We start from the raw sequence: 26,807 nt of genomic DNA on the forward strand, positions 1-26,807 counted from the left end.
GGCCGGCCCGCACCGGAAGGACGATGGGACTGACGGGAAACCCCCAGACCCTCCCCGATCCCGGGTCATCGGGTCCCGGACCCCGAAGCCACCGCCCCCCACCGGTCGCCTCGGCTTGGCTCGGCGGAATCCCGCTGCCCGCGCCCCCGCCCGGTGATCCACCGCGCCCCACCTCGCCGCCGGTGCGGGCGGGGCGGGGAGCCACCGCCCGGCGGTGGTGGGGAGGAAAAACCGAAGGCCCCGAGCAGGCGAAGCCGTGCGGGCAGCCGGAACGGGTGTGCGGGAGAAAGAGCCAAAGCCCCCCGACAGCCGGAAGGCCCGGCCCCCGCGAGGGGGCCGGGCCTTCCAACTGCTCAGCTCAGCGCAGCGCTTACGCCTCGAAGACCTCGTTCAGCAGCAGCTGCTGCTCCGCCTGGTGGCGCTTCGCCGAGCCCACCGCGGGGGAGGAGCCGTGCGGGCGCGAGATGCGCCGCAGGCGCTCGCCCGCCGGGACGTCCGCGCCGACCGCAAGGTCGAGGTGGTCGATCAGGTTGAGGGCGATGAACGGCCATGCACCCTGGTTCGCCGGCTCCTCCTGCGCCCAGATGTACTTCGCCGCGTTCGGGAACTTCGCGATCTCCGCCTGGAGCTCCGCACCCGGCAGCGGGTACAGCCGCTCGATGCGGATGATGGCGGTGTCCGTGATGCCGCGCTTCTCCCGCTCGGCCTCCAGGTCGTAGTAGACCTTGCCCGCGCAGAAGACGACCTTGCGGACCGCGTTCGCGTCCACCGTGGAGTCACCGATGACCGGACGGAACGAACCGGTGGTGAACTCCTCCGCCTTCGACGCCGCCGCCTTCAGACGCAGCATCGACTTCGGGGTGAAGACGATCAGCGGCTTGTGGTGCGGGTTGTGGACCTGCCAGCGCAGCAGGTGGAAGTAGTTCGACGGCAGGGTCGGCATCGCGACCGTCATGTTGTTCTGCGCGCAGAGCTGCAGGAAGCGCTCCGGGCGGGCGGACGAGTGGTCCGGGCCCTGGCCCTCGTAGCCGTGCGGCAGGAGCAGCGTGACGCCGCTGGTCTGGCCCCACTTCTGCTCGGCCGAGGAGATGAACTCGTCGACGACCGTCTGCGCGCCGTTGACGAAGTCACCGAACTGGGCCTCCCACAGCACCAGCGCGTCCGGGCGGGCCAGCGAGTAGCCGTACTCGAAGCCCATGGCCGCGTACTCGGAGAGCAGCGAGTCGTAGACGTTGAAGCGGGCCTGCTCGTCCGACAGGTACTGCAGCGGGGTGTAGTCCTCGCCGGTCTCCCGGTCGATGAGGACCGCGTGGCGCTGGCCGAACGTACCGCGGCGGGAGTCCTGGCCGGACAGCCGGACCGGGGTGCCCTCCATCAGCAGCGAGCCGAAGGCGAGGGTCTCGCCCATGCCCCAGTCGATGGTTCCCTCGTCGATCATCGCGGCGCGGCGCTGCAGCTGCGGCTGCAGGCGCGGGTGCACGGTGACGTGGTCCGGGATGTTGACCTGGGACTCGGCGATCCGCTTGACGACGTCCTGCGAGACCGCGGTGGTCACCGCGACCGGGAAGTCGGCCTGCGAGGCCGGGGCGACCGGCGGGGCGACCACGGGCTGGGTAGCGGCCTCGCGGACCTCCGCGAAGACCTTCTCCAGCTGGCCCTGGAAGTCCTGGAGCGCCTGCTCCGCCTCTTCCAGCGTGATGTCGCCGCGACCGATGAGGGATTCGGTGTACAGCTTGCGCACCGAGCGCTTCTTGTCGATCAGGTCGTACATCAGCGGCTGCGTGAACGCCGGGTTGTCCGACTCGTTGTGGCCGCGGCGGCGGTAGCAGATGAGGTCGATGACGACGTCCTTGTTGAACGCCTGGCGGAACTCGAAGGCGAGCCGCGCGATGCGGACCACGGCCTCCGGGTCGTCACCGTTCACGTGGAAGATCGGCGCCTCGATCATGCGGGCCACGTCGGTCGCGTACATCGAGGAACGCGAGGACTCCGGGGCGGCGGTGAAGCCGACCTGGTTGTTGATCACGACGTGGACGGTGCCGCCGGTGCGGTAGCCGCGCAGCTGCGACATGTTCAGCGTCTCGGCGACGACGCCCTGGCCGGCGAAGGCCGCGTCACCGTGCAGGGCGACGGGCAGGACGGTGAAGTCCGTGCCGCCCTTGTTGATGACGTCCTGCTTGGCGCGGACGACGCCCTCGAGGACCGGGTCCACGGCCTCCAGGTGCGAGGGGTTGGCGACGAGCGAGACCTTGATCTGCTCCCCGTCCAGGCCCGTGAAGGTGCCTTCGGCGCCCAGGTGGTACTTGACGTCGCCGGAGCCGTGCATGGACTTCGGGTCGAGGTTGCCCTCGAACTCGCGGAAGATCTGCGCGTACGACTTGCCGACGATGTTCGCGAGGACGTTCAGGCGGCCGCGGTGGGCCATGCCGATCGCGACCTCGTCGAGGCGGGCCTCGGCGGCCGAGTCGATGACGGCGTCGAGCAGCGGGATGACGGACTCGCCGCCCTCCAGGGAGAAGCGCTTCTGGCCGACGTACTTCGTCTGCAGGAAGGTCTCGAAAGCCTCCGCCGCGTTCAGGCGGCGCAGGATGCGCAGCTGCTCCTCGCGCTCCGGCTTGGAGTGCGGGCGCTCGATGCGGTCCTGGATCCAGCGGCGCTGCTTCGGGTCCTGGATGTGCATGAACTCGACGCCGGTGGTGCGGCAGTACGAGTCGCGCAGCACGCCGAGGATGTCGCGGAGCTTCATCATCGACTTGCCGGAGAAGCCGCCGACCGCGAACTCGCGCTCCAGGTCCCACAGGGTGAGGCCGTGCTCGGTGATGTCGAGGTCGGGGTGCTTGCGCTGCTTGTACTCCAGCGGGTCGGTGTCGGCCATGACGTGGCCGCGGACCCGGTAGGAGTGGATCAGCTCGAAGACGCGGGCGGCCTTCGTGACGTCGTCGTCGTGCGAGGCGTCGATGTCGCGGTTCCAGCGGACCGGCTCGTACGGGATGCGCAGGGCCTCGAAGACGTCGTCGTAGAAGCCGCTCTCGCCGAGCAGCAGGTTCGAGACGATGCGCAGGAACTCGCCGGAGGCCGCGCCCTGGATGACCCGGTGGTCGTAGGTCGAGGTCAGGGTCATGACCTTGGAGATGCCCAGCTTGTTCAGGGTGTCCTGCGAGGTGCCCTGGAACTCGGCGGGGTAGTCCATGGAGCCGACGCCCATGATGACCGACTGTCCGGGCATCAGGCGGGGCACGGAGTGGACGGTGCCCAGGCCGCCGGGGTTGGTGAGCGAGACGGTGACGCCGGTGAAGTCGTCCATCGTCAGCTTGCCCACGCGGGCGCGGCGGACGATGTCCTCGTAGGCCATCCAGAACTCGAAGAAGTTGAGGGTCTCGGCCTTCTTGATGCCGGCGACGACGAGCTGGCGGTCGCCGTTCGGCTTCACCAGGTCGATCGCGAGGCCGAAGTTCACGTGCTCCGGCTTGACCAGGGTGGGCTTGCCGTCCTTCTCCGCGAAGGAGTAGTTCATCGACGGCATGGCCTTGATGGCCTGCACCATCGCGTAGCCGATGAGGTGGGTGAAGGAGATCTTCCCGCCCCGGGCCCGCTTCAGGTGGTTGTTGATGACGATGCGGTTGTCGAACAGCAGCTTCACCGGGACGGCGCGGACGGACGTGGCCGTCGGGACGTCGAGGGAGGCGTTCATGTTCTTGGCGACCGCGGCGGCCGGGCCGCGGAGCGTCACCAGCTCGGGGCCCGCAGGGGCCTCGGCGGCGGGCGCGGCAGCGGGCGCGGGCTTCTGGGCGGCGACGGGGGCTGCGGCCGGAGCCGGGGCCGGGGCCTGAGGGGCGGCGGCCGCCGGTGCGGCGGCCTGGGCCTGGGAGGTGACAGTCACAGCAGGGGCACCAGAGGGGGTGGCAGGAGCAGGGGCAGGAGCTGACACAGGCGTGGGCGCGGCGGCAGGAGAGGGCGCGGCGGCGCTCGCCGCCCCCGTGGCGGCGGCGTCGGAGACCTGCGGGGCGACGGCAGGGGCGGCCTGTGCGGAGGCGCCGTCCGTCGTCGGGGACTTCTTCGGCTCGTCCGGCTTCACCGGAGACGCAGTGCCCCCCGGCTTGTAGTCGGCGAAGAAGTCCCACCAGGCCCGGTCGACCGAATTCGGGTCCTGGAGGTACTGCTGATAGATCTCGTCGACGAGCCACTCATTGGCGCCGAAGCCTGAGGCAGGGGTCTTCCCGCCCTCTGCTTCGGTCGTGGTGCTCGAGTTACTGGGGGACTGTGGCGACACGGCGGCAACCGCCCTCTTCCGCTTCACAAGGTATGGACAGCGGGAATAAAGGCTACGCCTCCCTGGCCGCTGGATGCAGACCGGGCGGGACTTACGTCATGTAGGTCACACCGAACGGCGGGTTTCGCCGCTCTGAATGGCGGGAAACCAGCCTGGTTCGGGTAGGGGGCACCGTGGTTGCGGCCCCCATGGCTTCGCACCCCTGACGGACCCCGGGCACGTGTGGCCGAGATCATGTCCTACCCGTTCGAACCCTACGTCAATGTGACGCCCGGGAGCTGCCCGGAAGCGTGACGAGGATCCGGCAGCCGCGTGACGATTCGGCCACTCCGATATGCCCTCCGTGCAGGCCGACGGCCCAGCGGGCGATGGCGAGGCCCAGTCCGGTACCGCCGTCGCCGCCGTTCGCGCTGCCCCGGTTGAACCGCTCGAAGACCCGGTGCCGCTCCGCCTCCGGGATGCCGGGGCCTTCGTCCCGTACCTCCAGCGCGAGACTGCCGGGTGCGTCGCCGGCCCGGGCACGGACGGTGACCCGGCCGTGCGGCGGGCTGTGCTTGACCGCGTTGTCGATCAGGTTCGCCACCACCTGGTGCAGGCGCTCGGCGTCCGCGTACGCCGTGAGCTCGGGCGGGAACACGTCCAGGTGCAGGTGCACGTCGTTGCGGGTGTGCCCGCCGGAGCCGGAGAGCAGGCCCGGCCGGCCGGCGGCCGCGAGGCCCGATTCCTTCAGGACCCCCGACAGGTACGGCCACACCTCGAAGCGGCGGGCCTTCAGCGGGACCACCCCGTTGTCCACCCGGGACAGGTCCAGCAGGGTCTCCACGAGCCGGCCGAGGCGCTCGGTCTGCTTCAGCATCGTCCGCATGGTCTCCGGATCGGCCTCGGAAACCCCGTCCACCACGTTCTCCAGCACCGCCCGCAGCGCCGCGATCGGCGTGCGCAGCTCGTGCGAGACGTTGGCGACCAGCTCCTTGCGGTGCCGGTCCACGGCCTCCAGGTCGTCCGCCATCAGGTTGATCGTGGACGCCAGGTCGCCCAGCTCGTCGCGGCGCCCGGCCCCGCGCACCCGGCGCGTGTAGTCCCCGTGGGATATGCCCCGGGCCACCCGGGTCATGTCGTCCAGCGGCGCCGTCAGGCTGTGCGCCACGAACTGGGTGATCAGCATCGAGGCGATCACCGAGAACACCGTGATGAACCGCAGCTCGGTGTCCGTGCGCAGGGCCACCAGCAGCAGCCCCGTCGTGATGAAGACCGAGACCACGACGAGCGTGCCCAGCTTGGTCTTGATCGAGAACGGGGAGAACGGCCTCAGCCCTCCCGGCGGGCGCCCGCCGCTCATGCCTGGGCCGGGGTCTCCAGGGCGTACCCGACGCCGTGGACCGTACGGATCCGCTCCGCCCCGATCTTGCGGCGCAGGGCCTTGATGTGGCTGTCGACCGTACGGGTCCCGGACGCGTCGGCCCAGTCCCACACCTCCGCGAGCAGCTGCTCCCGGGAGAGCACCGCCCGGGGGGTGCCGGCCAGGCACACCAGCAGGTCGAACTCGGTCGGCGTCAGGTGTACGTCCTCGGCCTGCACCCGGACCCGGCGCTGCGCGTGGTCGATCTCCAGATCGCCCAGGCGCAGGGTGGCCCCGCGCGGGGCGGTGGCGGCCAGGGTGGCCCGCTCCACGCGCCGCAGCAGGACGTGGACCCGCGCCGCGAGCTCGCGCATCGAGAACGGCTTCGTCATGTAGTCGTCCGCGCCGACCCCGAGCCCGACCAGCATGTCGGTCTCGTCGTCGCGCGCGGTGAGCATCAGCACCGGCACCGGCCGCTGTGCCTGGACCCGCCGGCAGACCTCGAGGCCGTCGAAGCCGGGCAGCATCACGTCGAGGACCAGCAGCTCGGGCTGCCAGCTCTCGGCCGCGGCGACGGCGGCCGGACCGTCGAAGGCGGCCTGCACCTGGAAGCCCTCGGCGCGCAGCCGGGCGGCGATGGCGTCGGCGATGGTGCGGTCGTCCTCGACCACGAGCACGCGCCGCTGAGCGCCTGGGGTGGCCGCGGCGCCGCTGTGGGTGGTGTGTGTCTGTTCCATGTCCCGCCCCTGAAGATCCGCGTGGTAGGGGTGCAGCGTAGAGGAGCCACCGGCCTGCGGCTATGCGGGGTTCGGACAGGGAAAACGACGGAAGCAATGGTTCCGATTACGGCGGGAATGGGGATATGGGCGGTGATGCCGGGTGGCCGTCCCCCCACGGCACGGCCACCCGGTGCGCGGTGATCGTCGGTCACCGCGCGCTTTTGTCGACCCCCTACAGAGCCAGCCCGTGTCCGTGTTCGAACACGGGGTCGAGGGTGTCGTTCGGCACATCGGGCCGCGAGGCCTCCACCGCCGCCATCGACCGGGGCAGCTCGAAGGGGAGCCGCCCCTCGGGCACGGCCCGGCCGAACGCCACGTCCAGCAGCGCGGCGTCCTCGGCGCCGTAGTCCGCGATCAGCGCCACCGCCCGCTCGGCGATCTCCGGGATGACCGCAGCCCGCTCCAGGTTGATGCAGACCAGCGTCGGTACGGCGTCCAGGAGCGCCAGGATCCGGGACAGCTCCGGCTCCGCGAACGCCAGCGAGCCCGAGTGGAAGTACGACTCGAAGACGTTCTCCCGCGGCTCGTACGGGGTGCGCAGCCGCAGCACGGCCAGATCCGCCGCCCCCGGGTCGGACACCACCTCGCCGTACGCGGCGGCGACCGCCTCGTCCAGGCCCTCCACGTACAGCGTCGGGCGCCCGGAGACCGGCAGGAGGGGGCCGGTGTTGGTCAGCACCGTGAGCGAGCGGCGCTGGGCCGCCGCACCGGCGGCCGCGAAATCGGCCCGGCCCACGGTCTCCGCCGCCGCGTCGGGGTCCACGTACGGGTTCTCGAACAGGCCCAGCGCGAACTTCTCCCGCAGCAGCCGGGCCACCGACACGTCGATCCGGGACTCCGGGATCAGGCCCGAGCGGACCAGGTCCACGATCACCTCGGGGCACTGCTCCCCGCCGAACTGGTCGGCTCCGGCGTCCAGCGCGCGGGCCGCCCGCTCGGCGACCGTCAGGTGCTCCAGGCCCCAGGCCCGCGCAGGGTGGACCTCGCCGAAGACCGACGAGTCGTTGAGCAGCCCCCAGTCGGTGCAGACGATCCCGTCGAAGCCCAGCTCCTCCCGGAGCAGGCCCGTGACCACGCCCTTGTTGAAGCCGAAGCCGACCTCCTCCCAGTCCGTGCCGATCGGCTGGCCGTAGTACGGCATCATCTGCGCGCAGCCCGCGGCGATGGCCGCCTTGAACGGCTCCAGGTGGTGCTCGCGCATCCCGCCCGGGTAGACCTGCTCCTTGCCGTGCGCGAAGTGCGGGTCCTCGCCGTCCTTCTGGGGGCCGCCGCCCGGGAAGTGCTTGACCATCGCGGAGACCGACTCGGGGCCGAGGTCCGGGCCCTGGAGCCCGCGGACGTACGCCTGCACCAGCTCGCTGGTCAGCCGCGCGTCCGAGCCGAACGTGCCGGTCTGGCGGGCCCAGCGCGGCTCGGTCGCCAGGTCGATCTGCGGGTGCAGGGCGACGCGGAAGCCGACGGCCAGGTACTCGCGGCGGACGGTGTCCGCGAAGCGGAAGACCAGCTCCGGGTCGCCGATCGCGGCCAGGCCCAGCGCCTCCGGCCAGGCGGAGAAGGCGCCGGCGTTGAAGGAGGCGCCGACGTTGTCGGTGAAGGCGTGCCGCGGGTCGGTCGAGAGCGTGACCGGAATGCCGAGCCGGGTGGCCGCGGCCATCTCCTGCACCGCGTTCTGCCACCGCGCCATCTCGCGGGCGCCGTAGGTGCCGAGCAGGTTGAAGTGGCTGATGAAGCGGTCCCCGACCAGCTCGGGCGTGGTGAACGGGAGCATCGAGCCGTCGGTCTCGGTGACCGGGGTGCCGTCCGGATTCATCATCAGCATGGAGTGGAAGAGCTGGCCGGCCTTCTCCTCCAGCGTCATCCGGGAGAGCAGGTCCGCCACGCGCAGGTCCACCGGGAGGGCGGCGTCCCTGTACGGGGGGATGGCGTCGGGCGTGGCGTTCATCGGCGTACGGCTCCTGGGTGCGGTCCGGCGGAGGGTGCTCACCGTAAGCGCGAAAACCGTGCACCCACTAGGTTTTGGAAAAGTGACCTGGATCACCCTCTCCGGAGTGAGGAAGCGGACCCCCTAGGGTGGGCCGCATGGCACAGGACAAGGAGCGGAGCGCCCCGAAGGCCGCCGCCCGCGGGACCTACGCGGTGGGCGACGCCCGCCGCGCGAAGATCCTCGACACCGCGGTGGAACACTTCGCGCAGTGGGGCTTCCACGCCTCCTCGCTCGCCCGCATCGCCACCGACTGCGGGATCACCCAGGGCGGGCTGCTGCACCACTTCCGCAGCAAGGAGGACCTGCTCCTGTCGGTGCTGGCGCAGAGCGAGCAGCACGACGTGGAGCGCCTGTTCAGCGGGCCGGAGTCGTCCGTCGCCGCGTACTACGCCACCGTCGTCGCCCTGGCCGCCGACAACGCCCGCCGGCCCGGCCTCGTGCGGATGTACAACACGCTGGTCGGCGAGTCCGGCAACCCCGGCCACCCCGCGCACGAGTACTTCACGCAGCGCTACGCCCGGGTGCTCGCCCACAACGTCCGGCTGCTGGAGGCGGGCGTCGCCCGCGGCGAGCTGCTGCCCGGCACCGACTGCGAGGCCGTCGCCCGCGAGACCCTCGCCGTCATGGACGGCCTGCAGATCCAGTGGGTCCTGGCTCCCGAGGCCGTGGACATGCCGGCCCGGCTGCACGGATACCTCGACCGGCAGCTGCGCGGGATCTCGGCGTCGCGAACGGGCCTGCCGGCCGCCGCCCCCTAGGGCTGCTCCGGCTGCTCCGTCATCGGGGGTGCCTGGTGTCCTCGGTGCTCGGCGGCACCTGCGGTGCCGGCGGATCCTCGGGGATCGGCCGGAGCGGAGGACAACCCTCGCCCCTTCCCTTGCGGCAGTCCTGCCCATGAGGGTCGTCACCGGCGGGGCGGGTGAAAACAGGAGCGGCCGCGGCCTCGGCCGGACGCGGTGAGGCCTGGGCGGTGGATCCCCCCACGGCGAGGACCTGGGACAACGCGAGCGCGGCCAGAACGGGGGCCGTGCGCGCAACCACATGCGAACGTGTGCGATACATGGGCCGCCACCTTTCTCGCGGGGCGTCCCGGCGTACCTCTGCTGCCGTGGTCGCTCTTCCTTCAGTCAACGGCGGGGCCCGGGCAAAGTCAAAGCGCTCGGCCGGGTCCGCCTACCCCGCCTCGAACGGGGGCAGCTCGTCCAGCACGCCCTGCAGGCCCGGCGTCAGCGAACCCTGCTCGGCGGCCACCTCGTAGCCCCCGTGCACGAAGGCGTAGGAGAACCCGTCGAAGATCGTCGCCCCGCCCCCGGGGACCCGCGGCAGGTGTGCGAAGTCCGCCTTCCGGAGCGCGGCGCGCAGCTTCTCGACCCGGTCCGCCGACAGCTTCCCGGTGCCGGCCGGCCGCGCCTGCCCGTCCAGCCGGGTCCACGAGCCGTCGCCCTTGACCAGCAGACTGCTCGTCCTCCCGGCGAACCCCCCGCTCCGCGTGACCGTGACCAGGCGCTCCAACGCCGAGGACGGCGCCGGGGGAACGGGCACGGCCGGGGCCGTCGGCGTGCTCGTCGGCCCCTGCCCCGGCGGCTCGGCACTCCCGCTCGAACCGGCTCCGGCAGACGGCTGCGCCGACGCGGACGCCGTACCGCTGCTGCTGCCGCCACCGGACGAGGGACCCGCGGCCGGCTTCTCGTCCGACCTGCCGCCCCCCGAACCGCACCCGCTCAGGGCCACCGCACTCAGCAGCACTGCCGCCACCGCCCGTACCGCGCGCACACCCCACCTCCGCAGGTTTTCGGACCGACCCCGAGTATGGAGTCGGCACCACCCGCACGGAAAGCACCAGGAGGACGACATCCGCCGCACCGCCGCCTGGCGCTGGCTGCCGCCGCTGCTCGCCGTCCTCCTCGGCCTCTGGGGCCTGGAGCGCGCCGGAGCGGACGGCGGCGGCAGCATGTGGCGCGACGAGTCCGTCACCTGGCAGGTCGCGCACCGGCCGCCCGGCGCCGTCCGGGAACTGCTCGGACAGGTCGACGCCGTGCACGGGCTGTACTACCTGCTGATGCACGAGGTGTTCCAGGTCTGGGACGGCGGCGGGCCGGCGACCGGCGGCCTGTGGGCGCTGCGCCTGCCCTCCGTCGCCGCCACCGCCCTCGCGGCCGCCGGGGTGGCCGCCGTCGCGCACCGCCTCGCGGGGGAGCGGGCCGCACTGTGCTCCGGCGCGGCCTGCGCCGTACTGCCGCCCGTGCAGATGTACGCCCAGGAGGGCCGCTCGTACGCCCTCGTCGCGGCGGCCGTGGTCTGGGCGACGTACCTGATGCTGCGCGAGCGCTGGGTCGCGTACGCAGCGGTCCTGCTGCTCGGCTGCTGGCTGCACGAGTTCGCCGTACTGGCCCTGCTCGCGCACGGGGTCAGCGCCTGGCGCTCGCGCGGCTGGCGGTGGAGCGCCGCGGTGGTGGTGGCCTCGCTGCTGCCGCTGGCCGTGGTGAGCGCCCGCCAGGCGGAGCAGCAGCTGGGCTGGCTCGGGCGGCCGAGCTGGCAGGACTGGGCGGCGTACGGGGTGGTCGCGGTCGCGGTGCTGCTGCTCGCGCGGGGCGCCGCGGTCCCGCGGGAGCTCGTACGGGTGGCGGTGCCGCTGGCCCTGCTGCCGCCCGGGCTGCTGATCGCGGTCTCGCTCGTCCACCCCTGGTACGTCGACCGGTACGTGCTCTACGCGCTGGCCGGGCTCGCCCTGCTCGCGGGGACCCGGCTGGCGGCGGCACGGGGGTGGTGGCCTTGGCTGCTGGTGGCGGCCCTGCTGGTGCCGTTCGGGTGGTGGTCGGTGTGGCTGCGGACCCCGGAGAGCCGCAAGGACGACGTGCTCGCGGTGGCCGCCGCGGTCCGGGAACGGGCCCGGCCGGGGGACGCCGTGCTGTTCATGCCGTCGCGGCGGCGCGAGTGGCTGCTGTCCTCGCCGGAGCTGTACGGGACCCTGCGCGACCTGGCCCTGGCGCGCACCCCGGCGGCTTCGCACAGCCTCCAGGGCACGGAGCTCCCGACCGAGGAGATCTGGACCCGCCTGGTGGACGCGCCCCGGGTGGTGGCCCTGCTCGATCCCGCGGGCCAGCCGCTGGACCCGTACCCCCGCGAAGCGGTCAAACGCCAGACGCTGGCCTCGCACTTCGACCTCTGCTCGGTGGACGAGGTCCGGGGCGCCCGCATCGCGGTCTACGCGCAGCCGGGGCGTTGCCCGTAAGGCAGCTTTTCCGTATGCGCCGAACCGGGGTACCTCGCCGTCCCCTCCCTGGCCGTGGCCCCACCGCCTGGGCGGATTTCACGGCCTGGGCCGCACGCCGGCCGCGCAAATCCTGCCCGGAGAACCCCTTGTCGCAGCGGCGGTCCCCGACGGCGACGAAGTCGCGCAGGCGGCCGTACTCGGTGAAGCCCGGTGAGCGGTAGAGGCCCGGGGGCGTGGGTGTGGTCGCCCCGGGCGCGCGGCATCGGCCGGGCGCTGCGCGGTGACCCCGGCGGACTGCTCCGGCTGCCCCACAGCGCGGCCGAAGGCGGTTCCCGGTGACGGCCTGGGCAGCCGGCAAGGCGCAGGATCCTCGCGAACTCCCCTCCCGCCAAGGCACTTTGCACGAATGCTCGGGCCTCGTAGGAGGATGGGCGACGGCCGCTCCGTCGGGGGGACGGCCGACTCCTCCGGAGGTGCCGCATGACCTTGTCCCGCTCTGCCACCGCCCTGCCCGGACCGCTGGTCGGAGCCGACTGGCTGGCCGCCCGGCTGGGCGACCCGGGCCTCGTCGTGTTCGACGCCTCCGTCGGCGCCCACCGCGGCGCGGACCGGCGCATCCCGGGTGCGCGGCCCTTCGACCTCGACGGCGCCCTGTCCGACCACGACGCCCCCGCCCCGCACACCATGCCGTCCGCCGCCGCGTTCGAGGAGGCGATACGCGCGCTCGGCGTCGACGACACCGACGCCGTCGTCGTCTACGACGGCGCCGGCATCTACTCCAGTGCGCGGGCCTGGTGGATGCTGCGGGCCATGGGCTTCGACCGGGCCGCCGTCCTGGACGGCGGGCTGCCTGCCTGGACCGCCGCCGGCCTGCCCGTGGAAGCGTGCGGTCCGGCGTACGAGGGCCCGCGCGGCTCGTTCACGGCCCGGCCGCGGACGGGGCTGCTGGTGGACGCCGATGCGGTCGGGGCGGCCCTCGCCGATCCGGCCGCGGTCGTACTGGACGCCCGTACGCGCGAACGCTTCACCGGCACCGCCCCGGAACCGCGGGCGGGGCTGCGCGGGGGCCACATGCCGGGCGCGGTCAACCTGCCGTTCGGGGACCTCCAGCGCGGCGGCCTGATGCGGCCCGCCGGGGAACTCCGCGAGGCCTTCGCCGCGTTGACCGGTGACCGGGAACGGCTGTACTTCAGCTGCGGCTCGGGAGTGACGGCGTGCGTCCTCGCCCTGGGCGCCACGCTGGCCGGCTACTCCTGCCTGGCGGTGTACGACGGCTCCTGGACGGACTGGGCGATGCGCCCGGAGCGGCCTGCGGTGACGGGCCGGCGGGGGGAGTTCTTCGCAGCCTCGGAGGACCGCTTCACAGGACCCGCGACGGGCGACGAGCGGTTCCTGCTCACGGACGTCCTGGCGGCGCAGCGCGCGACGCTGGAGCTGAAGTGCGCCGGTCTGGAGGCGGAGCCCCTGGCCCGCCGTTCCGTGGAGCCGTCCACGCTCTCGCTGCTCGGCTTGGTCCGGCACCTCGCGGACATGGAGCGCCGCTGGTTCCGCCTGGTCCTGGCGGGGCAGGAGGCGCCGGCCCTGTTCTCCTCGGAAGCGGACCCGGACGGCGACTTCGACGGTGCGGCGTCCGGACCGGGGGCCGTCGCTGCGGCGTGGGAGGCCTGGCGGGAGGAGGTGGCGTTCGCGGAGTCGTTCACGGCCGCCGCGCCCGACCTGGACGTGGAGGCCGAGGACGGGTGGCGCGGAAAGGTGTCGCTGCGCTGGGTGCTGATCCACATGATCGAGGAGTACGCCCGCCACAACGGCCACGCGGACCTGCTGCGCGAGCGGATCGACGGAGCGATCGGCATCTGAGTCCGGCCGACGGGGGGTCAGCCCCACCCCGAGGCCGGGTACTGCCCCCATCGGCAGCGCCCCGGCGGCGCACCAGAGTGGTTCGCATGCCTTCCCACATCACGTCATTCCGCTTCAGCCGGACGGTGGTTGCCGCCCTCGCCGCCGGACTGCTGCTCTACGGCTGCTCCTTCGAGGACACCGAGCAGAGGACGGCGACCGCCGACGCCACGGTCGCCGAGGCCGTCACGGCGGTCGAGGTGAAGGACGCCCGGCGCGGCTCCGTCGAGGTGACCCCCGGCACCGGCCCGGGGGTCACCATCCGCCGGACGGTCCACTACCGCGGCGACGAGGCACCGAAGCCGGCGCACCACCTCTCGGCGGGCTCCCTCACCCTCACGGACGACTGCCCGGACAGCTGCTTCGTCGACTACCGCCTCGAGGTCCCGGCCTCGGCGACGGTCAGGCTGGAGAGCAGCAGCGGCCGCATCGCGGTGACCGGGGTGTCCGCGGCGGACCTCTCGTCCTCCTCCGGCGAGGTCACGGCGGACGGCATCACCGGCCCCCTGAAGGTCCGCACGTCGTCGGGCTCGATCACCGCCACCGCCCTGACCGGTCCGACCGCGGAGCTCCACACGTCGTCCGGCGACGCCCGCGTGGCCTTCGCGAAGCCCCCGGCGTCGGTGACGGCGAAAACCAGCTCGGGCGACGTCATGCTGACCGTCCCGCAGGCCCCGTACGAGATCAGGACCGTCACCACGTCAGGCCACCAGGACACCCTCCCCACCACCTCGAACGCCCCCTCCCGCCTCTCGATCCACACCACCTCGGGCGACATCCGCATCACCCCGGCGAGCTGACCGCGGATCTACGGGACTTCCGGGCACGTCCGCCGTCGGAATCCGTGTTCGCCGGAGGCGAACGGGGGTTGGGGAACATCAGGGGGCGCACATGCATTGAGTCGGCATAGCTCAACTTCACTGCCGGAGGGAAGATCATGGCTTCGACGTCCGTAACGCTCACCCTGCCCGTACTGCCGCTCGACGACGAGGTCGTGCTGCCTGGGATGGTCGTTCCGCTGGACCTGTCCGACGCCGAGGTACGGGGGGCCGTCGAGGCCGCCCAGGCGGCGGTCCGGAGCGGGAAGCCCCGGGTGCTGCTCGTGCCGCGGGTCGACGGGAAGTACACCGGCACCGGTGTGCTCGGGACCGTCGAGCAGGTGGGGCGGCTCTCCGACGGGGACCCCGGGGCGCTCATCCGCGGGGTCGGCCGCGTCAAGATCGGGGCCGGGACCACCGGGCCCGGGGCGGCGCTCTGGGTCGAGGGCGAGAGCGTCGACGAAAGGCTGGCCGATCCGCTGCCCGGGTCCGTCACCGAGCTCGTCAAGGAGTACAAGGCGCTCGCCACCAGCTGGCTCAAGAAGCGCGGGGCCTGGCAGGTCGTCGACCGGGTCCAGCAGATCGAGGGGGTGTCCGCGCTTGCGGACAACTCCGGGTACTCCCCCTTCCTGACCGTGGCTCAGAAGGTCGAACTGCTCGAGACCGCCGACCCCGTGGCACGCCTCAAGCTGGCCGTCTCCTGGCTCCGCGACCACCTCGCCGAGCAGGACGTCGCCGAGTCCATCGCCAAGGACGTCCAGGACGGCGTCGAGAAGCAGCAGCGCGAGTTCCTGCTGCGCCGCCAGCTGGAAGCCGTACGCAAGGAACTGCGCGAGCTCAACGGTGAGAAGGACGGCGAGGAGTCCGACGACTACCGGGCGCGCGTCGAGGGCGCCGACCTCCCCGAGAAGGTGCGGGAGGCCGCGCTCAAGGAGGTCGACAAGCTGGAGCGGTCCAGCGACCAGTCCCCGGAGGGCTCCTGGATCCGCACCTGGCTGGACACCGTGCTGGAACTGCCCTGGAACGAGCGCACCGAGGACGAGTACGACATCCGCGGGGCCCGCGCCGTCCTCGACGCCGAGCACGCCGGGCTGAGCGACGTGAAGGACCGCATCACCGAGTACCTCGCCGTGCGCAAGCGGCGTTCCGAGCGCGGCATGGGCGTCATCGGCGGCCGCCGCGGCGGAGCCGTGCTGGCGCTCGTCGGGCCGCCCGGCGTCGGAAAGACCTCCCTCGGGGAGTCCGTCGCACACGCCATGGGGCGCAAGTTCGTACGCGTCGCCCTCGGCGGCGTCCGCGACGAGGCCGAGATCCGCGGCCACCGCCGTACGTACGTCGGCGCGCTGCCCGGCCGGATCGTGCGGGCCATCAAGGAAGCCGGGTCCATGAACCCCGTCGTCCTGCTCGACGAGATCGACAAGGTCGGTTCGGACTTCCGGGGCGACCCGGCGGCCGCCCTGCTGGAGGTCCTCGACCCCGCGCAGAACCACACCTTCCGGGACCACTACCTGGAGGTCGAGCTGGACCTGAGCGACGTCGTCTTCCTGGCCACCGCCAACGTCCTGGAAGCCATCCCGGAGGCGCTCGCCGACCGCATGGAGCTCGTCCGTCTCGACGGCTACACCGAGGACGAGAAGGTCGTCATCGCCCGGGACCACCTGCTGCCCCGGCAGCTGGAGCGGGCCGGCCTCGGCGCCGAGGAAGTCGTCCTGGAGGAGGACGCGCTGCGCAAGCTGGCCGGCGAGTACACCCGAGAGGCCGGCGTCCGCACCCTGGAGCGGTCCCTCGCGCGGCTGCTGCGCAAGGTTGCCTCCCAGCACGAGCTGGGGGATCGGGAGTTGCCGCTGAGCGTCGGCGCCGACGACCTGCGGGGGCTCATCGGGCGCCCGCACCACGTCCCGGAGTCGGCACAGGACCCCGCCGAGCGGCGCACCGCCGTCCCCGGCGTGGCCACCGGGCTGGCGGTGACCGGCGCGGGCGGCGACGTCCTCTTCGTCGAGGCCTCGCTGGCCGATCCCGAGACGGGGGCGGCCGGTCTCACCCTGACCGGGCAGCTCGGAGACGTGATGAAGGAGTCCGCGCAGATCGCGCTCAGCTTCCTGCGCTCGCACGGCGCGGAGCTCGAGCTCCCGGTCGCCGATCTGAAGGACCGGGGCGTGCACATCCACTTCCCGGCCGGCGCGGTCCCGAAGGACGGGCCGAGCGCGGGCATCACCATGACGACGGCGCTGGCCTCGCTGCTGTCGGGCCGGCAGGTCCGGACCGACGTGGCCATGACCGGCGAGGTCTCGCTGACCGGGCGCGTCCTGCCCATCGGCGGGGTCAAGCAGAAGCTGCTCGCCGCACACCGGGCCGGGCTGACCACCGTGATCATCCCGAAGCGCAACGAGGCCGACCTGGACGACGTGCCGTCCGAGGTACTGGAGGGGCTGGAGGTGCACCCGGTGACGGACGTGCGCCAGGTCCTGGAACTGGCGCTCAGCCAGGCGGAGGCCGTGGTCACCGCGGCCGCCTGATCCCCGCCCCGCGCACGCGTGTACGGCCCGGGTCCCCCTACCGGCGGGGCCCCGGGCCGTCGCCGTACCCCGCTGCGAAATACTGGTGCCTCACGACACCACCGATGGGAGCGGACGTGCAGGGTAGTGAAGACCAGGAGTTCCTTGCCCTGGAGCGGGAGCTGTCCGTCTTCCTCCGGCGTGCCAGGGCCTCCTCCGGGGAGATGGCCCGTGCCCTGCACCCCGAGCTGGAGCCCGCCGCGTACGGGCTGCTCGTCCGCCTGGAGGCCGCGGGCCGCCAGCGGGCCACCGAGCTCGCCGCGTACTTCGGGGTCGGCAAGGCCACCATGAGCCGGCAGCTGCGGGCCCTTGAGGTGCTGGGCCTGGTGGCCCGCGAACCGGACCCGGCGGACGGCCGGGCGTTCCTGGTCGGGCTGACGGACGAGGGCCGGGAGCGGTTCCTGCGGGTGCGCGGGGCTCGGCGCGAGCAGTACATGCGGAAGCTTGCCGACTGGGACCGGGGAGAGGTCGCCGAACTGGCGCGGCTGCTCAACCAGTTGAACCAGGGCGAGGAGTAGCCCCGCCGGGCCGGATCGTCACAGCTCCGCGTACGCCGCCGAGGCGTCGTCGTGGCGTTTGCCGCGGGTGACGGGGCGGGCCGGATCGGATTCCAGGGTGCGGACCCGGCCGATCAGGCCCTGCGCGCCCTCCTTCCGGAGCACCGCCAGGCACTGCGCCCAGTCGCCCTCCCGGAACGTGTCCGTCCAGCGGCTCGCCCCGTCCGTGAGCGCCGCCAGCGCCCGCACCCGCCCGCGCGGGGTCCGGCCCGTCACCGCGCGGGCGGCCACCGCCGGGTCCGCGGCCGCCGTGAAGAAGCCGCCCTCCGCATTGCGCAGCGCGTCCGCCGAGGTCTGCGTGCGCAGCAGCTCGCGCGGGATCCGGTCCAGCCGGTCGTCGAGCACCGGCGTCACCTCGCCCCCCGGCGCCTCGAGGAGCAGTACGGAATCCGAGAGCACGAGGTGCTCCACGGACGCCTCGTCCCAGCGCACCATCACCACCGTCGCCTGCGGAGTCCGCACGTGAGAAAGGTCACAGGTGTCGCGGTGTGCGTCGGCGGTGTCGCGGATCGCCTCGGCCAGGATCCGGTCCAGCGGCATGTCCCGTCGCGATCCGGACAGTTCGGTCAATCGGCCCCCGAGCCGGGCCGCGAACCAGGGCACGCCGTGCGTACACCCCACCTCGCCGCTCGGCGGGGTGACCCCGTCCAGGGCCACCAGGACTCCGCCGCCCGCAGCGGGCATCGCCGCCGATAGCCAGTCCTCGTTGGGGCGTTCCGGGTTGCCGGGGGCCGAGGCGAGGTCGATGCGCATGCGGACATTCTGCCCGCCCGGGATGTGGCGGCCGGCCGCGATGCGCCGAAAAGTCCGTACCAATGCGGAGTCGGCCGGACCGCCGCCGCCCGGCCGCCCTCCGAGGCGTTCCACGGCCTCCCGGCGGGATGTGGGCGGGCATATTGCCAAAGCCCCCATCGATCTTTCAACCACCCGCCCATGACGACCCTCTGACGACGCCCTGCCGAGTTGGTTGCCAACTCATCCGTGATGTTCACTCGTTCGAGTGGCCGGGTGGGCGATGTCAGGCTCTCTCCCCAACACGCTGCAAAGGTCTGAGGCGGTACGAGGGGGCAGGGGGCGTTTACTTGTTGACCGGCCGTTACCTCGGCCACACGAGTAGACGAGCACGAGCACACGTACAGGATTGCGAGCACCGGTGCAGAAGAAGCGGTCTCGGAAGAACGGCACCGCCACCGACGGACCCGCCCCCGCAGGACGTCGCGTCCGCGTGCGCAGCAGGCTCGTCATCGGCGTCGCCGTCGCCGGCCTCACCGTCCTCGCGGCCGGCACACCAGCCGTGGTCTCCGCGACACGGGAGCTGAACGACTCCCAGCAGCTGGTCACGCTCGCCGAGCAGACGCAGCACACCCTCACCCTCGCGCACCTCCTCGGTGACGAGCGCGACGCCGTCGTCGAGTACGTGGCCAAGGGCCGCCCCGGCGCCCAGGCGAAGGGCCCCGTCCAGGAGCGCACCGCGCTCACCGACCGCCAGCTCGCCGAGGTCCGCAGCGAGGCCGACGAGCCGCTCGCCCTCGCCCTCGGCCGCGTGCAGGCCGTCCGCACCGAGGCCGTCGACGGCAAGGGCAGCGCCCTCGCCGCCCACCAGGCGTACGCGGGCGTCATCGCGGAACTGCTCGCCCCGGGCGACCGGCTCGCCGAGCTGACCCCGCCGCGGGCCGGCGCCGCCCTCGCCACCAACCGCCCGCTGGCCCCCCTCGGCCAGGCCGTGGAACAGGCCTCGGCCACCCGTGGACTGCTGCTCGCCGCGCTGGCCGTCCCCCGCGGTGAGCAGCTCCCCAACTCCGCGGTCGTGGACGAACTGACCACCGCCGCCCAGCGGGCCCGCGTACGGGAGCAGGCCGCCCTCGACGACTTCACCCGGGTCGCGCGGCCCGACGTACGCCAGACCCTCGCCGCCACCGTCACCGGCCCCGAGGTCAAGACGGCCGACGACTACCTCAAGCGGCTCACCGAGCGCCCCACGCTGTCCTCCGCCGACCGCAAGCTCGACGGCGCCACCGTCGCGCCCGCGCTCACCGCCCGGATCGACCGCATGCGGTCCGTGGAGTCCACCCTCGCGGGGCAGCGGGCCACTGCGCTCGCCACCCTGCGGGACGACGACGTGACCCGGCTGGAGATGCTGGTCGCCGTCCTCGGCCTGCTGTTCCTGGTCGCCGTCGGCTTCTCGACGGCCATCGCGCGCTCGCTGACCCGGCCGCTGTCCGTCCTGCGCCGCGGCGCGGCCCGGCTGGCGACCCCGGAGGGCTCGGTGGAGCCGGTCCGCTTCACGGGCCGCAACGACGAGTTCGCCGAGGTCGTACGCCACCTCAACGCGGTCCGCGACCAGACGGTCTCCCTGCATACCCGGATCGCCGGCCTCGACGCCGACGCGCGCCGGCTCATCGGCCGCAACGAGGCGCTCGGCTCGGGCCGGGAGGCGCTGGAGGCGGAGCTGACGGAGCTGCGGGCCGGCCTCGAAGAGCACCGCCGCATCATGTCGACGACCTCGGTCTCGCTGTCGCTGCGCACGCTGGGGCTGGTCGAGCGCCAGCTCGCCGTCATCGAGGAGCTGGAGTCCAAGGAGCAGGACCCGGACCGGCTGGCGACCCTGTTCAAGATGGACCACCTGGCGACGGTCATGCGCCGCCACAACGAGAACCTGCTGGTCCTGGCCGGACAGGAGCACGGCCACGGCGCCGGGTCCCCGGTCCCGCTGGTGGACGTCATGCGGGCCGCGGTCAGCGAGATCGAGCGCTACGAGCGCGTCGAGCTGGCGGCGCTGCCCCCGTTCACCCAGGTCGCGGGGCACGCGGCCGACGACATCTCGCACGTGCTCGCCGAGCTGCTGGAGAACGCGACGACGTTCTCGCCGCCCGAGGCCAAGGTGAGGGTCTCCGGGTGGCTGCTCGACTCGGGCGACGTGGTGCTGTCCGTCGTGGACGCGGGCATCGGCGTCACCGGCGACCGGCTGGAGGCGCTGAACGCCCGGCTGGCCACGCCCGAGGCGTACGACGAGGAGCCGGAAGCGGAACACGGCCTGGGCCTCGGCCTGTACGTGGCGGGGCGCCTCGCGGCCCGGCACGGGGTCACCGCGGAGCTGCGCGTGGGGCGGCACGGCGGCACGGAGGCCCTGGTGGTCGTCCCGGCGTCACTGCTCCCGGCCACCCCGCCGAGCTCGCCGGTGCACACCTTCGCCACGCCGGGCGTACCGGAGCTCCGGCTGCCGGGCGTGATCGCCGAGGCGAACGAGAACACCATCCCGCCCCGCCGGATGCCTCCGGCGGCGGAACGGGACGCGGAGCCCCGGGCCGGGGCCGCCCCCACCCCCGAGCCCTTCCGGGACCCGGGCCCCGAGGCGGACGCGGAACTCCTGCGCAGCATGGAATGGGACACCACCGAGCCGACCGCCCCGGACGAGCCCCTGGGCCCGGACTCCGGGCCGGACCCGGCCGGCGGGCTGGAGCCGGACGCGGAGGCGCATGCGGAGGCGCTGCTCGGCGAGGCCGCGGCCGCCGCCGAGGTGTCGGGTGCGGACCTGGCTCCGGACTACGGGCCGGACCTGGCCGGGGGGCTCGAGCCCGACGCGGAGGTGCACGGCCCGGCCGTGGACGGCGGGCCGCCCCCCGCCGAGCAGGTGTTCACGGTCCAGGCCGAGGCGCCGGAGACGGAGCCCGCCTCGGGCGGCCACGCCTTCGGCGGCCAGGAGGGCGTACTGCCTCCGGCCGGCCAGGTCTTCACCGCGGCGAGCGGATCTGCCGATGAGCTGCCGGCGCGCATGGTGCCGGCGGAGCCCGAGCCCGAGCTGCCCGGCGCCGGGCAGGGGCTCACCGTGGCCGGCCCGGCTGCAGAGGTCCCGGTCGAGCGGGATCCCGGCGACGAGCTCCTCGCGCGGGTCGTCCCCGACGCGGGACCCGAGACCTTCGCGGGGTCCGACCCCGACCCGGCGCCCGCCGACCGGCTGCCCGATGCCGGCCCGCGGGCCGACGTACCGGAACAAGGACTGCCGCACCCCGGGCGGACCGCCACCGCCGTCGCCCCCGACGGCCCGGCGGAGCCCCACCGGCACGCACCCGACGAGGCCGACTGGGTCCCCCGCCAGGGGAGCCACCCCGACGAGGGACCCGAGGCCGTCACCGACAAGGGGCTGCCCAAGCGGACCCCGCGCACGGTGGCCGCACGTCGCCCCGAGGCCGCACGGCCGCCCGAGCCGGCGCGCCGTGTCGACGCGGAGGAGCTGCGCCGCCGGCTCGGCGGCTTCTACCAGGGGACGCGGGACGGACGGCGCGTCGTGGCCGCCGAGCTCGCACAGGACACCGACCAGGGGGACACCGCACAGGAGGCACGCACATGACCGCGCCCAGTACGTACGGACTGAGCACCCAGGCCCGCAACCTGCAGTGGCTGCTGACCGACCTGGTCGAGGAGGTGCCCGGCGTCAACTCCGTCGCCGTCGTGTCCTCGGACGGGCTCCTGCTGCTGTCCTCCGACCCCGGAGGAGCCGCCGGCGAGAGCCCCGCGCGCACCAAGGGCCCGCGCGGCGCCTCCGCCGACCTGGCCACCATCGTCTCCGGCCTCGGGAGCCTCACCACCGGCGCCGCCGAGCTCATGGACGGCGGCGCGGTCAAGCAGACGATGGTGGCGATGGAGCACGGCTCCGTCTTCGTCATGGCCATCAGCGACGGCTCGCTCCTCGGCGTGCACGCCACCCCCGACTGCGACATGAGCGTGGTGGCGTACCACATGGCCCTGTTCGTCGGCCGCGCCGGCCACGTCCTGACCCCCGAAGTCCGCAGCGAGCTGCGCCAGTCGATGGAGAAGACCCCGTGAGAGGTACGGCCTCGGAGCCCGCGTCGGCGTCCGCGTCCGACCGGCTGCCGATACGCGGAGCCGACCGCCGGCCCGCCCGCGTCCGCCCGTACTCCCTCACGGGCGGCCGCACCCGCTTCACGCAGGTCCTGCACGTGGAGACGTTCGTCGCGGCCCTCGACACCAGGGCGTCGCAGCCGCAGATACCCGCCGACGGCGGGCAGGGCGGCCGCACGGCCGACGGACGCATACCCGACGGCCGCATACCCGGCGACGGCGTGGCCGACGACCGCATGCCCGAGATGCCGGCCATCGTCGAGGTCTGCCGCCGCATGCGGACCATCGCCGAGATATCGGCGCTGCTGAAGCTGCCGCTCGGGGTGGTCCGCGTCCTGGTCAGCGACCTCGCCGACCAAGGACGGATACGCGTCTACGGGACGGGGCACGGCCCCGGGCGCCCCGAACGCGCGCTGCTGGAAAGGGTGCTCAGTGGTCTTCGCAGTCTCTGACCCGGTCACCTCGGTGGACGACGATCCCGTCCAGCCCTGGCAGTACGACCGCTCCCGCGCCCCCGTCGCCGTCAAGGTGCTGGTCGCGGGCGGCTTCGGCGTCGGCAAGACCACCTTCGTGTCGTCCGTCTCCGAGATCACCCCGCTGCGCACCGAGGCGGTGATGACCCAGGCCAGCCTCCCGACGGACGACCTGTCGGCCACGCCGGACAAGAGCACCACCACCGTCGCGATGGACTTCGGCCGCATCACCCTCGCCGACGACCTCGTGCTGTACGTGTACGGGACCCCCGGCCAGGAGCGCTTCTGGTTCATGTGGGACGACCTGGTGCGCGGCGCCATCGGCGGGATCGTGCTGGCCGACACGCGCCGGCTGCGCGACTGCTTCCCGGCCCTCGACTACTTCGAGAGCTGCGGGCTGCCGTACGCCGTCGCCGTCAACCACTTCGAGGGCTCGCAGGCGTACGAGCCGGAAGACGTGCGCGAGGCGCTGACCATCCCGCCGCACGTGCCGGTGGTGATCATGGATGCGCGGCGCCGGGACACGGTCATCGCCTCCCTGCTGACGCTGGTGGGCCACGCGCTGGACGCGACCCCCGAATAACTCCCCGCCCCTCGTGAAGCCCCGTCGCCCTGCCGAACCGCTCACCCGAATCGAGAACGTGAGATGCGCAAGATACTCGTCGTGGGGGCCGGCCAGTCCGGTCTCCAGCTCGCCCTCGGCCTCCAGGCCAAGGGGTACGAGATCACCCTCATGTCCAACCGGACGGCGGAGGAGATCCGCACCGGGCGGATCATGTCCACGCAGGTCATGTTCGACACGGCGCTCCAGCACGAGCGCGACCTCGGGCTGAACTTCTGGGAGCGGCAGGCCCCGCGGATCGAGGGCATCGGCGTCTCGGTGGCCGCCCCGGACGGCACCCGCCCCATCGACTGGCTCGGCCGCCTCAAGGGGTACGCGCAGTCCGTGGACCAGCGCCTGAAGATGGCCGGCTGGCTCGACGTCTTCGTGCAGCGCGGCGGGCAGCTGGTGATCCACGGCGCGTCCGTCGCCGACCTGGACTACTTCTCCCGTACGTACGACCTGGTGCTGGTCGCCGCGGGCAAGGGCGAGCTGGTGTCGATGTTCGGTCGGGACGCGGCGCGCTCCCCGTACGACGCGCCGCAGCGCGCGCTGGCCGTCTCGTACGTGCACGGGCTCGAGCCGCGGCCCGAGCACCCGGAGACGGAGGCGGTGCGCTGCAACCTGGTCCCGGGGGTGGGCGAGCTGTTCGTGATGCCCGCGCTGACCACGTCGGGGCGGGCGGACATCCTGTTCTGGGAGGGGCTCCCGGGCGGTCCGCTGGACGTGTTCCGCGGGGTGAACGACCCGGCGGAGCACCTCGCGCTCACGCTGGAGCTGATGGAGAAGTTCACGCCCTGGGAGTACGCGCGGGCGAGGAAGACGGAGCTGACGGACGCGGGCGGCACGCTGGCCGGCCGGTACGCGCCGGTGGTCCGCAACCCGGTCGGGCGGCTGCCGGGCGGCGGGCTGGTGCTGGGCGTCGCGGACGTGGTCGTCGCGAACGACCCGATCACCGGCCAGGGTTCGAACTCGGCGTCGAAGTGCGCGGCCTCGTACCTGTCGTCGATCCTGATGCACGGGGACAAGCCGTTCGACGAGGCGTGGATGAAGGCGACCTTCGACAAGTTCTGGTTCACGACGGGCAAGCCGGTCACCCAGTGGACGAACGCGATGCTGGGCGTCCCGCCGGAGCACGTACTGAACCTGATCGGCGCGGCCGGGCAGCTGCAGCCGGTGGCGGACCGTTTCGCCAACGGCTTCGACAACCCGGCCGACTTCGACGCGTACTTCTACGACCCGCAGGACGCGGCGGACTACGTGGCGGAGGTCGCGTCGTCGGCGTCGGCGTCGGCGTCGTCGGCGTCCTCGGCCGGCGCCGAGTCGGCGGAGTAGCCGCTGTCGTCGCCGCCTTCGGCCTCGGGGATCGGCGGCGGGCTGAAGGCGGCGAGCGGGGCCCCGTCCGGATCGGGCCGTACGGCTCCGAGCAGCGGATTGGCCGCGAGGGGCGAGACCTTGACCTTCGCGCCGGGCCGCGGGGCCTGGATCACCTTCCCGTCGCCGACGTACAGGGCCACGTGGGTGGCGGTGGGGAAGTAGACCACGAGATCGCCGGGGCGCAGCTCGTCCAGGGGCACCTTGGGCAGCTGCGCCCACTGCTCCTGGCTGGTCCGGGGGATGGACCGGCCGGCGTGCGCCCACGCCTGTGAGGTGAGCCCGGAGCAGTCGAAGGATCCCGGCCCCTCGGCTCCCCAGACGTAGGGTTTGCCGATCTGCTCGGTGGCGTAGGTCAGGGCGGCGCCGCCGGCGGCCGTGGGCGTACGGGGGGTGGTGGCGAGCCGGCCGGAGTCGAGCAGCTTCCGCTGCGCGGTGGCGGTGTCGGCGGCCTCGCGGGTGCCGAGCTCGGTGAGCTGCTCGGGGCTGAGCGAGGCGAGCATCCGCTCGACCTGCTTGAGCTTGAGGTCGACCTGCTGCTTGTGCTGCCTGCGCTGCTCGGTCAGGGACTGCCGGGCGTCGAGGGATTTGCGGGCGGCGGTGGCGAGGAGGTCGGCCTGGTGCTCGCCGCGGGTGAGGCGGGCCAGCACCCCCGCCCGGCGGGCGCCCTCGCGGGCGGTGAGCCGGCGCTGGTCCTGGGCGGCCTGAGGATCGCCGGTGAGCAGCATCCGGGCGTACGGGGAGAACCCGCGCGCCCCCTGGTACTGGGCCCGCGCCATCCGCCCGGCGGCGGCCTTCTCCGCCCCGAGGGCGGTACGGGCCTTCCCGAGCGCGGCACTGAGCCGCCGCTCCTCGTCCTGCCCGGCCTTGAGCGCTGCTTCGGTGGCGTTGTACGCCTCGGCGGCCTCTTCGGCCTGCCGATAAAGCCCCCGCAACTCGGCCAGCAACGCGCCGACCCCGAGCGCCGCGGGGGCGCCTGCGGCGCCCTGGACGGCGGGGGACCGGGGGCCGGTGGTGCCGGCCGCGCCGGAGCTCGCCGTGTCGCCGGCATCCGCAGAGCCGGTGGTCTGCGGGGCGGTGGTGCTCGCCGCACCGGCGTCCTTCGGAGCGGAACCGTCCGCCGAACCGAGGCCCCGCCGGGCGGCGGCGCCGGGAGCCTGGCTGTCGGAGCCGCCTCCGGCGCCGGTTGCCCGGGATCCGGTGGTGCCTCCGGCGCCGGCAGTCCGCCGGGCAGTGGCGCCTCCGGCGCCGGCAGTCCGCCGGGCAGTGGCGCCTCCGGCGCCGGCAGTCCGCCGGGCAGTGGCGCCTCCGGCGCCGGGGGACTGCTGGGGGGTGGCGTTCGCGGCGCCGCCGGCACCCTGGCGGGCGGCAGCGTCAGCCGTACCGGCGGCCTGCGGGGTGACCGCGTCCACCGCCTCGAGCCCCTGCGAGGCGGTGCGGCCTCTGAAGCCCGGATTCTGCCGGGGGGCGGAATCCGCCGAACCGCCGCCCGGCCGGGCGGCGGTGCCGGGAGCCTGCCGGCCGGAGGCGCTTCCGGCGCCGGTGGGGCCCGGCCTCGGGCGGGGGCCGGCGTTCGCCGCACGGTCCGCCGCACCGGGGGACCGGCGGGCGGTGGCAGGGGCCGACGGGATGTCGGGGGCGGGCTCGGCGTGGGTGGTGGGGAACGGCCCGGCCGTGACGACCACGGCGGCGATGCAGGCGGCGCGGAGCAGGCGGCGTGACATGTGATCACCTCCAGGCGGCCGATGCTGCCACGCCCGGTATGACAAATTCCCCACCCGGGGCGGCCGGTTCCCCACTCTCACCCCTCCGGCCCAGCGCCCACCCGCCTGCCTGCCGCAATCGCCGACGGGCCGGACACGGGCTCCGCTGCCGCTGCGCGGGGCCACCCCCTACGCCCTTCTCCCGTTCACCGGGCGCGGCCCGGACCCGGTCCTCAAACGCCGGACGGGCTGCACATGCCGCTGCGGCATCCACCCGCCGGACGGGTCCGCGCCGCTCGCCCATAGGCGCGGGATCCGGGCGAAGCCCGCGTCACCCGACACCGATCAGCCCTGCCGGGGTGTGGGGCGCGGGGGTTCGGGGGC

The 26,807-nt window shown here is 73.5% G+C and carries 18 protein-coding genes and 1 pseudogene; 12 read left to right on the forward strand and 7 right to left on the reverse strand.

Features of this window, described 5'->3' with window-relative positions; all coding sequences use genetic code 11:
* Positions 1–370 precede the first annotated feature (370 nt).
* The 4 genes from IF09_RS0136855 to IF09_RS0136870 all read right to left on the reverse strand — a co-directional run bounded on the left by IF09_RS0136855 (position 371) and on the right by IF09_RS0136870 (position 8,330).
* Positions 371–4,270 carry a multifunctional oxoglutarate decarboxylase/oxoglutarate dehydrogenase thiamine pyrophosphate-binding subunit/dihydrolipoyllysine-residue succinyltransferase subunit gene (locus IF09_RS0136855; RefSeq protein WP_030303519.1) on the reverse strand — a complete coding sequence of 1,300 codons (3,900 nt, stop codon included), beginning with the start codon at positions 4,268–4,270 and terminating at the stop codon, positions 371–373.
* 259 nt (positions 4,271–4,529) lie between these two features.
* The gene (locus IF09_RS0136860) at positions 4,530–5,609 is read right to left on the reverse strand and encodes a HAMP domain-containing sensor histidine kinase (protein WP_030303521.1); all 1,080 of its coding nucleotides are present in this window, start codon (positions 5,607–5,609) and stop codon (positions 4,530–4,532) included.
* Entirely contained in the window at positions 5,606–6,346 is a 741-nt protein-coding gene (locus IF09_RS0136865; RefSeq protein WP_030303523.1) for a response regulator transcription factor, read from the reverse strand. Before IF09_RS0136865 ends, IF09_RS0136860 begins: the two co-directional genes overlap by 4 nt.
* A 214-nt stretch (positions 6,347–6,560) precedes the next feature.
* Positions 6,561–8,330 (reverse strand): glycoside hydrolase family 3 protein, encoded by a 1,770-nt coding sequence (locus IF09_RS0136870; RefSeq protein ID WP_030303525.1) that lies wholly within the window; start codon positions 8,328–8,330, stop codon positions 6,561–6,563.
* A gap of 137 nt (positions 8,331–8,467) precedes the next feature.
* On the opposite strand from IF09_RS0136870, the gene IF09_RS0136875 reads away from it, so the two are divergent.
* Positions 8,468–9,130: a TetR/AcrR family transcriptional regulator gene (locus IF09_RS0136875; protein ID WP_030303526.1), complete on the forward strand. Its 663-nt coding sequence runs from the start codon at positions 8,468–8,470 to the stop codon at positions 9,128–9,130.
* 415 nt (positions 9,131–9,545) lie between these two features.
* On the opposite strand, the gene IF09_RS0136880 is transcribed toward IF09_RS0136875, so the two are convergent.
* A complete protein-coding gene (locus tag IF09_RS0136880) occupies positions 9,546–9,884 on the reverse strand; it encodes a hypothetical protein (RefSeq protein WP_030303528.1) in 339 nt (112 codons plus the stop codon).
* Here IF09_RS0136880 and IF09_RS0136885 point away from each other — a divergent pair.
* The 6 genes and pseudogenes from IF09_RS0136885 to IF09_RS0136910 all read left to right on the forward strand — a co-directional run bounded on the left by IF09_RS0136885 (position 9,862) and on the right by IF09_RS0136910 (position 17,373).
* A complete protein-coding gene (locus tag IF09_RS0136885) occupies positions 9,862–11,604 on the forward strand; it encodes a hypothetical protein (RefSeq protein WP_234321296.1) in 1,743 nt (580 codons plus the stop codon). The genes IF09_RS0136880 and IF09_RS0136885 overlap by 23 nt on opposite strands.
* Positions 11,605–12,066: 462 nt before the next feature.
* Positions 12,067–12,909: pseudogene (locus IF09_RS46595) on the forward strand (sulfurtransferase); the annotation flags it as partial.
* Entirely contained in the window at positions 12,901–13,443 is a 543-nt protein-coding gene (locus tag IF09_RS46600) for a DinB family protein (protein ID WP_051833551.1), read from the forward strand. The pseudogene IF09_RS46595 and the gene IF09_RS46600, both read left to right, overlap by 9 nt.
* Positions 13,444–13,529: 86 nt before the next feature.
* Positions 13,530–14,282 carry a DUF4097 family beta strand repeat-containing protein gene (locus tag IF09_RS0136900; RefSeq protein WP_030303533.1) on the forward strand — a complete coding sequence of 251 codons (753 nt, stop codon included), beginning with the start codon at positions 13,530–13,532 and terminating at the stop codon, positions 14,280–14,282.
* A 137-nt stretch (positions 14,283–14,419) separates the two neighbouring features.
* Entirely contained in the window at positions 14,420–16,816 is a 2,397-nt protein-coding gene (gene lon / locus IF09_RS0136905) for an endopeptidase La (RefSeq protein ID WP_030303535.1), read from the forward strand.
* Positions 16,817–16,920: 104 nt separating this feature from the next.
* Positions 16,921–17,373, forward strand: a complete 453-nt coding sequence (locus tag IF09_RS0136910) for a MarR family winged helix-turn-helix transcriptional regulator (RefSeq protein WP_030303537.1) — start codon at positions 16,921–16,923, stop codon at positions 17,371–17,373.
* Between the two features lie 18 nt (positions 17,374–17,391).
* On the opposite strand, the gene IF09_RS0136915 is transcribed toward IF09_RS0136910, so the two are convergent.
* Complete coding sequence (locus IF09_RS0136915; protein WP_030303539.1) at positions 17,392–18,165, reverse strand: protein phosphatase 2C domain-containing protein; 774 nt, start codon at positions 18,163–18,165, stop codon at positions 17,392–17,394.
* A 472-nt stretch (positions 18,166–18,637) separates the two neighbouring features.
* Here IF09_RS0136915 and IF09_RS0136920 point away from each other — a divergent pair, with 472 nt between their 5' ends.
* The 5 genes from IF09_RS0136920 to IF09_RS0136940 all read left to right on the forward strand — a co-directional run bounded on the left by IF09_RS0136920 (position 18,638) and on the right by IF09_RS0136940 (position 24,681).
* Positions 18,638–21,760, forward strand: coding sequence for a nitrate- and nitrite sensing domain-containing protein (locus IF09_RS0136920; protein WP_234321297.1), 3,123 nt, complete (start codon positions 18,638–18,640; stop codon positions 21,758–21,760).
* On the forward strand, positions 21,757–22,236 hold the full coding sequence (locus IF09_RS0136925) for a roadblock/LC7 domain-containing protein (RefSeq protein ID WP_030303544.1): 480 nt from the start codon (positions 21,757–21,759) through the stop codon (positions 22,234–22,236). The genes IF09_RS0136920 and IF09_RS0136925 overlap by 4 nt, the downstream gene beginning before the upstream one ends.
* Positions 22,233–22,724 carry a DUF742 domain-containing protein gene (locus tag IF09_RS0136930; RefSeq protein ID WP_030303546.1) on the forward strand — a complete coding sequence of 164 codons (492 nt, stop codon included), beginning with the start codon at positions 22,233–22,235 and terminating at the stop codon, positions 22,722–22,724. Before IF09_RS0136925 ends, IF09_RS0136930 begins: the two co-directional genes overlap by 4 nt.
* Positions 22,705–23,328 carry a GTP-binding protein gene (locus IF09_RS0136935; RefSeq protein WP_030303548.1) on the forward strand — a complete coding sequence of 208 codons (624 nt, stop codon included), beginning with the start codon at positions 22,705–22,707 and terminating at the stop codon, positions 23,326–23,328. The genes IF09_RS0136930 and IF09_RS0136935 overlap by 20 nt, the downstream gene beginning before the upstream one ends.
* A 63-nt stretch (positions 23,329–23,391) precedes the next feature.
* Positions 23,392–24,681 carry a styrene monooxygenase/indole monooxygenase family protein gene (locus IF09_RS0136940; RefSeq protein WP_030303549.1) on the forward strand — a complete coding sequence of 430 codons (1,290 nt, stop codon included), beginning with the start codon at positions 23,392–23,394 and terminating at the stop codon, positions 24,679–24,681.
* On the opposite strand, the gene IF09_RS48165 is transcribed toward IF09_RS0136940, so the two are convergent.
* Complete coding sequence (locus IF09_RS48165) at positions 24,603–26,444, reverse strand: NlpC/P60 family protein (protein WP_267882204.1); 1,842 nt, start codon at positions 26,442–26,444, stop codon at positions 24,603–24,605. The genes IF09_RS0136940 and IF09_RS48165 overlap by 79 nt on opposite strands.
* Positions 26,445–26,807: the final 363 nt, after the last annotated feature.

This window comes from Streptomyces katrae (assembly GCF_000717655.1).
Taxonomy (GTDB): domain Bacteria; phylum Actinomycetota; class Actinomycetes; order Streptomycetales; family Streptomycetaceae; genus Streptomyces; species Streptomyces katrae_B.

Coding starts and splice junctions, on each gene's coding strand:
- IF09_RS0136925 (WP_030303544.1), top strand. CDS start 21,757: ATGACCGCGCCCAGTACGTACGGACTGAGCACCCAGGCCCGCAACCTG.
- IF09_RS48165 (WP_267882204.1), bottom strand. CDS start 26,444: ATGTCACGCCGCCTGCTCCGCGCCGCCTGCATCGCCGCCGTGGTCGTC.
- IF09_RS0136915 (WP_030303539.1), bottom strand. CDS start 18,165: ATGCGCATCGACCTCGCCTCGGCCCCCGGCAACCCGGAACGCCCCAAC.
- IF09_RS0136875 (WP_030303526.1), top strand. CDS start 8,468: ATGGCACAGGACAAGGAGCGGAGCGCCCCGAAGGCCGCCGCCCGCGGG.
- IF09_RS0136865 (WP_030303523.1), bottom strand. CDS start 6,346: ATGGAACAGACACACACCACCCACAGCGGCGCCGCGGCCACCCCAGGC.
- IF09_RS0136910 (WP_030303537.1), top strand. CDS start 16,921: ATGGGAGCGGACGTGCAGGGTAGTGAAGACCAGGAGTTCCTTGCCCTG.
- IF09_RS0136870 (WP_030303525.1), bottom strand. CDS start 8,330: ATGAACGCCACGCCCGACGCCATCCCCCCGTACAGGGACGCCGCCCTC.
- IF09_RS0136940 (WP_030303549.1), top strand. CDS start 23,392: ATGCGCAAGATACTCGTCGTGGGGGCCGGCCAGTCCGGTCTCCAGCTC.
- IF09_RS0136900 (WP_030303533.1), top strand. CDS start 13,530: ATGCCTTCCCACATCACGTCATTCCGCTTCAGCCGGACGGTGGTTGCC.
- IF09_RS0136860 (WP_030303521.1), bottom strand. CDS start 5,609: ATGAGCGGCGGGCGCCCGCCGGGAGGGCTGAGGCCGTTCTCCCCGTTC.
- lon (WP_030303535.1), top strand. CDS start 14,420: ATGGCTTCGACGTCCGTAACGCTCACCCTGCCCGTACTGCCGCTCGAC.